At 60.4% G+C, this 8,135-nt stretch carries 3 protein-coding genes and 1 pseudogene; 3 read left to right on the forward strand and 1 reads right to left on the reverse strand.

Annotated features, from left to right (window positions below; genetic code table 11):
- Together HKN37_06470 and HKN37_06475 are read left to right on the forward strand one after the other, a co-directional pair.
- A partial coding sequence (locus tag HKN37_06470) for a glycerophosphodiester phosphodiesterase (protein ID NNE46287.1) occupies positions 1–248 on the forward strand: 248 nt, incomplete at its 5' end.
- Positions 249–528: 280 nt separating this feature from the next.
- Positions 529–2,235: a hypothetical protein gene (locus HKN37_06475; GenBank protein ID NNE46288.1), complete on the forward strand. Its 1,707-nt coding sequence runs from the start codon at positions 529–531 to the stop codon at positions 2,233–2,235.
- A gap of 1,448 nt (positions 2,236–3,683) precedes the next feature.
- Here the strand turns inward: HKN37_06475 and HKN37_06480 are convergent.
- Positions 3,684–3,854, reverse strand: a pseudogene (locus HKN37_06480) (hypothetical protein).
- Between the two features lie 1,225 nt (positions 3,855–5,079).
- Here HKN37_06480 and HKN37_06485 point away from each other — a divergent pair.
- Positions 5,080–8,135: tandem-95 repeat protein (locus tag HKN37_06485; GenBank protein NNE46289.1), on the forward strand; the 3,056-nt coding region annotated here is incomplete at its 3' end.

Raw genomic sequence — 8,135 nt, forward strand, 5'->3', positions numbered from 1 at the left:
GGTTCATCTCATTGAAGCTGAAGCGCCTGGGCTTTGTCCCGCAAATCTACAGTCCTGACCATCGTTCGCTGTCGACAAGATTGGTACGGAGCGCACATCGACGAGGAATGCTGGTCATACCCTGGAAGACCAACACCGACGCGGACATATGCAGGGCCGTCCGGCTGGGCGTCGACGGGATTATCACCGACTATCCGGACCGCGCGAGGCGACTGTTGGAACAATTCTTGGTGCCTGGAGAAGCATGAGGTCCGAAATGCCTCACTAGTGCTGTTTTTCTTGATTTTACGTACCTTTAAGAAGGCGAAGCGGGTGCCTGGATCGATACAGTCTTATGTCCGGGACTCAGGACGCAACAGGAGAGAAGAAGTACTCGTCTGGCGTCAGCGAAGGACCCTCAAACCTCATCTCGTGTCTTCCTTCGAGACCAAAGGTGGTTATCTCTCCGATAATCCGACGTCTCACAGGTTACGTTCGACCCTTTGCCGAGACGAGACAATCTCGTCCGCCTGGCAAAGCTGAACCTTAATGCGGCAACTCTCAATACAACCTTTCGTGTGGCTGAAGCTCCTGCTCGTCGTCGGTGTGGCGGGCGGCGTTCTGCTGCCTGGAATTGCCGCTGCCCAGACGTCAGGCCCGGTTCGTACAGGCGAATTCGCCGGCCACGTCGGGTTTGTCGGTGAAGCCTACAGTGCAAGCGGTATTAGCAATCGCAGGGACGGAACGAGTGGAATGGTCTTCGGGCGAGGCGCGTCGCAGAGCTCTGATGTCCGGTACGGATTCCAGTTCATGCTTGCAACCGAACAGACCGGATCCCGGCAGGCAATGAACCGTCTGTCCGCAAACGTCGGGTATCGGTTCCTGGGAGTGACAGTGGGCGACCTGAGTCCCGTGCTGTCCCGATTCAGCCTGAACGGCGCGACCGTTCGCGGCGGTTCAGCCGAGGTGACCTACGGTCCATACCTCGCATCGTTCTTGTACGGCCGGGTTCGGAGATCCGTCGATGCTACGGGGTCGGCAGTTTTTGGTCGCCCATCCTTCAGTGAGTGGCTTTACTCCGCACGAATCGGTGCGGGCAAGTCGGAAGGGTCGCACGTTCATCTGATCGGTGTAGTCGTGCGGGACGACGAATCATCCCTGGCCGACAGCATTAGTGCGGTTCCGGTTGAGAATGTGTCAGTCACGCCCGACCTCGGGCTGAAACTGTTCGATAGCCGCCTCCACCTGCGGGCGACGTATACGCTGGCCGCTTTCTCAGGCAACACGCGTGCTAACGAGGCTGAGTCCGGCGTAAGCAGCATGATGGGCTTCTTCACGCCGCGCGTCGGAAGTCGCATCGACTATGCAACCGATATCAGCGCTCGACTCCGGTTAAAGGAGTTCAAGCTGAGAGCGTCCTACGAACGTGTGCAGCCCGGCTTCACGTCTCTCGGTCTTTCACAGACACGAAGTGATCAGGCCGTCATAAGGATCGAACCCTCTTTCTCACTTGCGGAGCGGAGGGCAAACCTGCAGTTACGATTCAGATCTTCTCGCAATAACCTGGCAGGCAACCGGGCCTCGACGCTCAAGCGACGACAGCTCTCTCTGCACGGTCATTTTCGTCTGTCACCGCGTGTGAATCTTGCCGCTGCGTATTCGAACATGAGCACAAGGAACGACTTGAACGAGTCTTTCGCCGCGCAGCCCATCGCGGATCAACGCAATGTGGCACAGACGATTATGGTCGGACCCACGTTCACGATTCCGTCGTCAACCCTGACGCACGTCGTCACGCTCAATACGACGTATCAATTCCTGCGTGACAAGGCGCCTGCGTCCGACCCGTCGAGGGCCGTCGAGGTAAAGTTTGATAATCTCGCCGCCACGGCCGCGTACTCGATCGCTTTCGCGAACGGCTTCTCGCTGAACAGCTCCGCGGGGATGCTGTCGAGCAAGACCCCGACAACAGACGCGGGTGCTATGAGCATCACCGTTGGCGGGTCGACATCGCTGCTTCAAAGACGAGCTAGACTCTCGCTAGGTGGAGGCTGGTCGCGCAACTCGCTGGACTTCCCGGCCGAAGATCTGGCAAGCCTGACATCGCGACAATTGTCGCTGCGTCTTGCGGGATCATACCGCCTGCCGACCGGAAGCCAGATCCGCCTCACGACCCGTGGTCTCCGAAACTCGGGTGATCTGACGGGGTCGTTCAACGAATTGCAGGTCAGCCTGCGGGTCGAGCATCGTTTCTAATCAGATGCAGAGAATCGCCTACATATTGCGAATCATGTTGTCGCCGTCGACCGTGTTGACGACGATCATGGTAGGGGTCTGTGCTTCTCTGGCGGTGACACCGACACGCGCCCAGGGGCTGGCGCAGGTCAATCTCTCCGGTATTCCTCCCGTCCTTTCGTCGCCGCTCGTCTCCGAGATAGCGACGCAGTTTGAGCAGGGACGATTCCCCATGACATTCGTGTTTAACAGCCCGGATCGGCAGCAAGGCGAGTTCGTTTTCCGCGTTCAACTTGATCGGGAAGGAGATATCGTGCTCGACGTGACGTCGGACGCGGTGGGCTATACGCGGGGTGTGTACACCTACACGTCACTTGATGCGGGCCCCTCTATCACTTTCCCGGCGACGTACCAGGACGTCGTCGATGCGCTCGGTGCCGGTCTGGATCAGAATCTCGATCGGACCGGGCTGTTGTCGGAGGGCATGTACACGCTGACGGTCGAAGCGATTCCGTCCGATCCCGACGCCCTTGTGATTTCCGTTCCGGGCTCAGCCACTTTTGCCGTACAGTATCTGGAGCCTCCGATGCTGTTAAGTCCGTCATACGATGAAGTCCTCGGCGACGGGCTGCCGGTCTTCACGTGGCTTCCCGTCCTTGGCGGTCCGGTCACGAGTGTTGTCGAGTATGAGTTTCTTCTCGTCGAGATATACCCAGAGCAGGAGCCGACGCAGGCTATTGAGGCCAACCGCCCAATAGAGCAGGCCGTCGTTACCGGAATCACGACCCTTCCGTACACGCTCGATCGCCTTCCACTGGAGCCCGGTTCGCGGTATGCGTGGCAGGTTGCGGCGCGTGACGCCGATGGTCTGCTGCCGTTCGCCGACGGTGGACGATCGGAGATCTCGACATTCACGTATGCTCCCGCACGGCCGGCCCTGGCCGAATGGGTATATCCGTTCAGTCGACCCCCGGTCATCTTCAATCTCGGTAGCGTGGAGCTTACGAGCGACGGCTATGCGGTCCACGGCTTCTTCGAAGGCTCGGTGGGGCAGGCGCCGGTGAGTGCTTTCTTCGAAGACCTGGTGCTTGATGCGGCTACGCTGGAGATCGCATCGGGGAGGGTCGTGCTGATGGACGGCTACTCCGAAGCGGTGGGCGCGGTCGAGTCCGACGCGTTCGGGCGCCTCCTCGTGGATGACACGCCCCCGACACAGCCTTTTGTTAATGTCCGCTCCGGCCGTGGGCAGGCTGGCGTTCGCCTTGATGTCGTTGTTGGGCCGGCACAGGATCCGGAATCCGGTGTTCGGTCTGTGGCGTATCGGTTGGCAGAGACCGGAACTGGCTCAGTGAATGGAACCAGCGGCACGGTCGGCGGATGGGAAAGCGTCTTCGAGTCGGAGCACCTGTCCGCAGAATTCGGAGGCGGATCCTATGGGATAGCCCTGTCGGAGTCGGCTGCGCGGGCGCTCAATCAGGATCAACTTCAGCTGGAGGTGCGAGTGCAGAATGGCCTTGGGCTGGAGACGCGCATTGTGTCGCAGGTCGGCTCGTCGACGGATGTGTCTCCGCCCATCGTGGTTCAACCCCGACTCGTCTATGCGGGCTACTATGACATCGGACGGCCGAACACCGTTGAGGTGTCTGACATGCGGGTCACCGATGCGGAATCGGATATCGTCGCGATTGAGTATCGACTCGTCTCGAACGAGCAGGCTGGTGAGTGGGTTGAACTAGCTGCACCGCGTGCGCGTGCGTTTCGAGGTGGACAGGTTGTGATTCAGTTGCCACCGGTCGAGTCGGATGCGGCCGTGCGGATTGATTTCAGGGCGACGAATGCGGCCGGATTGCGCGCCGATTGGAGCGAAGTGATCGACATTGACATCGATGAGACGGAGCCCGTCATGGTTGCCGAGCTCGCTCGATATGTAACGTCGGAGTCGGACCCGAGGATCGAGATCAGTCGGGAGGCGATTGCGGATTACCAGTCCGGAATTCAGGAGTTGTCTTATCGGGTTGTCGATGATCGGCGCCGGACGCAGAGCTATGTGGACTGGACGTCGTTCCCGCCGGGAACGCTCGCAGAAGTGAAGCGGACGCAACTCAACTTCACGATCAGCAGAGCGGTGCGTGTGGAGGTACGGGCCGAGAATGCAGCCGGTCTGTCGGCGACTTTCGCGGAAACGCTGGTCGTGCCCGAGTTATCGATCGGTGATCGGACGCCGCCACAGGTTCCGACGCTCGCCGTTCGCCTTCTCAGCTCCAGTGTGGGGGCGGATGCGGCGATCGAGATCCGGATAGGTTCGTCATCGGATCCCGAGACCGGTATTTCGAGGGTCCAGTACCGGGTCGAGGATGCAGCTAGCGGAGCCGACTTGACGGGATGGCTGGACGCCGACGTCGTCAGTGGCGAGTCGTATCCAGGCACGACAGAGACGGTTACGATTCGTCCGCCGCGGGGTGCGACAGCCTTGCGAGCAGTGGTGCGAGTTGTGAATGGAACGGGAGCGGCGAGCACGGCGGCCGGGCAGGTGACGATTTCCACCGAGGACACAACTCCACCGCAGATTCGGAGCGTTCAGATATATGCGCAGGCGGGTCGTGTACTTGCATTCATAGATGGTCTGGCGGATGCGGAGTCGTCGATATCTCGTGTCGATTACCGCATACTCGATCCGGGCGGCGTAGCTCTTACGGACTGGACGGCGTATCCGATTGTGCCGGCGGGTCGTCCGTCGTACGGCCGGCAGCTGCTCCGGGCGGACATCCCGGCGGCAGCCACGGGTGCACAGATTATTGTCCAGATTCGCGTGACGAACGGGTCAGGGCTTGAGACGATTGTTGAAGAGACGGTGGCGCTGGAGCAATGATGAAGACGTGGACTCGACATACTGCATTCAGATTGCTCGTCGTTGCGGGTACCCTCGGGCTGGGGTTGGTAGAGGTGGCGGTGGCGCAGACGGTTCCGACGATTTCTGCGATTGCGGACCAGGTGATACTGGAAGAGGGCACGACGGGCGCATTGGCCTTTACGGTGGACGATGCGGAGACGGCCGCGGCGGCGCTGGTGGTGACGGCGGTTTCCGCGGATCAGACGTTGTTGCCCGATGGCAATCTGGTGCTGGGTGGATCTGGGGCGAGCCGGACGATCACGGCGACGCCGGTCGCCGACTTGAACGGCGGTCCGGTGACGGTGACGGTGACGGTCGATGACGGGACGGACACCACCGATGAGGTTTTCACCGTCACGGTGACGGCGGTCAACGATGCGCCGACGTTTACGGCGAGCAATCCGCCGTCGGTGGCGGAGGATGCTCCGGCGCAGACGCTGGTGGGCTGGGTGACGGCCTTTGATGCGGGTCCGGCGGATGAGGATCTGTCGCAGTCGGTCGTGGGCTACGCGGTGAGCGGGGTGTCGAACGGGGCGTTGTTTTCGTCGGCACCGCTGGTTGATGCCAGTGGTACGCTGACGTACACGCCGGCCGCAGGGGCATCGGGGGCGTCGACCTTTGATGTGACGGTTCAGGACGATGGCGGCACGGCAAACAGCGGCGTCGACACGTCGGCTCCGCAGACCTTTACGATCACGGTCTCAAGCGTCAACGACCCGCCCACTGTCGCGAACGCCATACCCGACCAGCTGGCATTCGAAGACAACCCCTACTCCTTCGCCTTCGCCGCCAATACTTTCGACGATGCAGACGGTGATGCGCTGACCTACGTCGCGGATCTGTCCGATGCATCGCCCCTCCCGACCTGGCTGAGTTTCGACGGTCTAACCCGAACGTTCTCCGGAACACCGGCCAATGACGACGTCACGATCCTCTCAGTTCGCGTAACAGCTTCGGATCCGTCAACAGCTTCGATATCAGACATCTTCCTGCTCACGGTCCAGAACACGAACGATGCGCCGACCGTCGCCAATCCTATTCCGGATCAGATCGCAATACAAGATCAACCCTTCCTCTTCACGTTCGCGCTTGACGCCTTCGAGGACGTGGACGGTGACCTTCTAACCTATACGGCGTTGCGTCACAACGACCAGCCGCTTCCCCTGTGGCTGACGTTTGATGGGTCGACCAGGACATTCTCCGGGACACCGGAAAATGCAGACATCGGAAAGCTGCAAGTCAAGGTGAAGGCGCAAGATCCCTCTCTCGCATCCGTCGATGATATCTTCGATATAGACGTCTCTGACGTAAACGACCCCCCATCCTTCACATCGACGCCAGTCACAGGCGCGACACAGGGATCTCCATACTCATACGTCGCAGCAGCAACCGATCCCGATGGCAACGCTTTGACGTTCTCCGAGGCGTCCCCGCTTCCCGCGTGGCTGACCCTGACTGACAATGGAAACGGGACCGCTACGCTTTCCGGGACGCCCGCCAACGGCGACGTCGGACCGAACGCAGTCGACCTCCAGGTTAGCGACGGTGCGCTGACAGATACGCAGAGCTTCTCGATCACGGTCGCCAACGTCAATGATCCGCCATCCTTTACTTCGACGCCGGTTACCGATGCCACTGAGGATAGCCCATACACCTATGCCGTGGTGGCCACCGATCCCGACGGTAACGCACTGACATTCTCGGAGGCGACACCGATTCCGGCCTGGCTGACGCTAACCGACAATGGAAATGGTACCGCCACGCTTACGGGGACACCAGACAACGGCGATGTCGGCCCAAATGACGTCGATCTGCAGGTCAGCGATGGGACATTGACCGATACGCAGTCGTTTACGATCACGGTCGCCAACGTCAATGACCCGCCGTCCTTCACATCGACGCCGGTAACAGGTGCAACGCAAGGGTCGCTGTACTCATACCTCGCCGCAGCGACAGATCCCGACGGCAACGCACTGACGTTTTCGGCGGCGACGCCACTACCGTCCTGGTTGACACTCACCGACAATGAAAACGGAACCGCCACACTTACGGGAACGCCCGCCAACGGCGATGTCGGCCCAAATGACGTCGATCTTCAGGTCAGCGATGGGACATTGACCGATACGCAGAGCTTCACCATCACAGTCGCCGATGTCAACGATCCGCCGTCCTTCACGTCGACGCCGGTCACAGGTGCCACGCAAGGGTCTCTGTACTCATATGTCGCCACAGCCAACGATCCTGACGGAGATATACTGACGTTCTCCGAGGCATCACTGCTACCAACCTGGCTCACGCTGACCAACAATGGCAACGGCACGGCGACGCTTTCCGGTACGCCGGCCAACGGCGACGTAGGACCTAATGATGTCGACCTTCAGGTCAGCGACGGGGCGCTCACGGATACACAGTCCTTCACGATCACAGTCGCCGATGTCAACGATCCGCCGTCCTTCACCTCGACGCCGGTCACGGGTGCCACGCAGGGGTCTCTGTACTCATACGTCACCGCTGCAACAGATCCGGACGCAGATGTCCTGACATTCTCCGAGGCGACGCCACTCCCCGCATGGCTGACACTGACCAACAACGGCAACGGAACTGCAACACTATCTGGCACACCGGCCAACGGCGACGTGGGACCGAACGCAGTCGACCTTCAGGTCAGCGACGGCACCCTCACCGATACGCAGTCGTTTACGATCACGGTCGCCAACGTCAACGACCCGCCGGTCTTCACGTCGACGCCAGTCACAGGTGCGACGCAGGGCACACCGTACTCATACCTCGCCGCAGCTACGGATCCCGACGGCAATGCACTGACGTTTACTGAGGCAACGCCACTTCCCGCGTGGCTCACGCTGACCAACAACGGCAATGGCACCGCCACGCTTTCCGGTACGCCCGCCAACGGCGATGTCGGCCCAAATGATGTCGACCTTCAGGTCAGCGACGGGGCGCTCACGGATACACAGTCCTTCACGATCACAGTCGCCGATGTCAACGATCCGCCGTCCTTCACCTCGACGCC

It is taken from the genome of Rhodothermales bacterium (assembly GCA_013002345.1).
In the GTDB taxonomy this organism is placed as follows: Bacteria; Bacteroidota; Rhodothermia; order Rhodothermales; family JABDKH01; genus JABDKH01.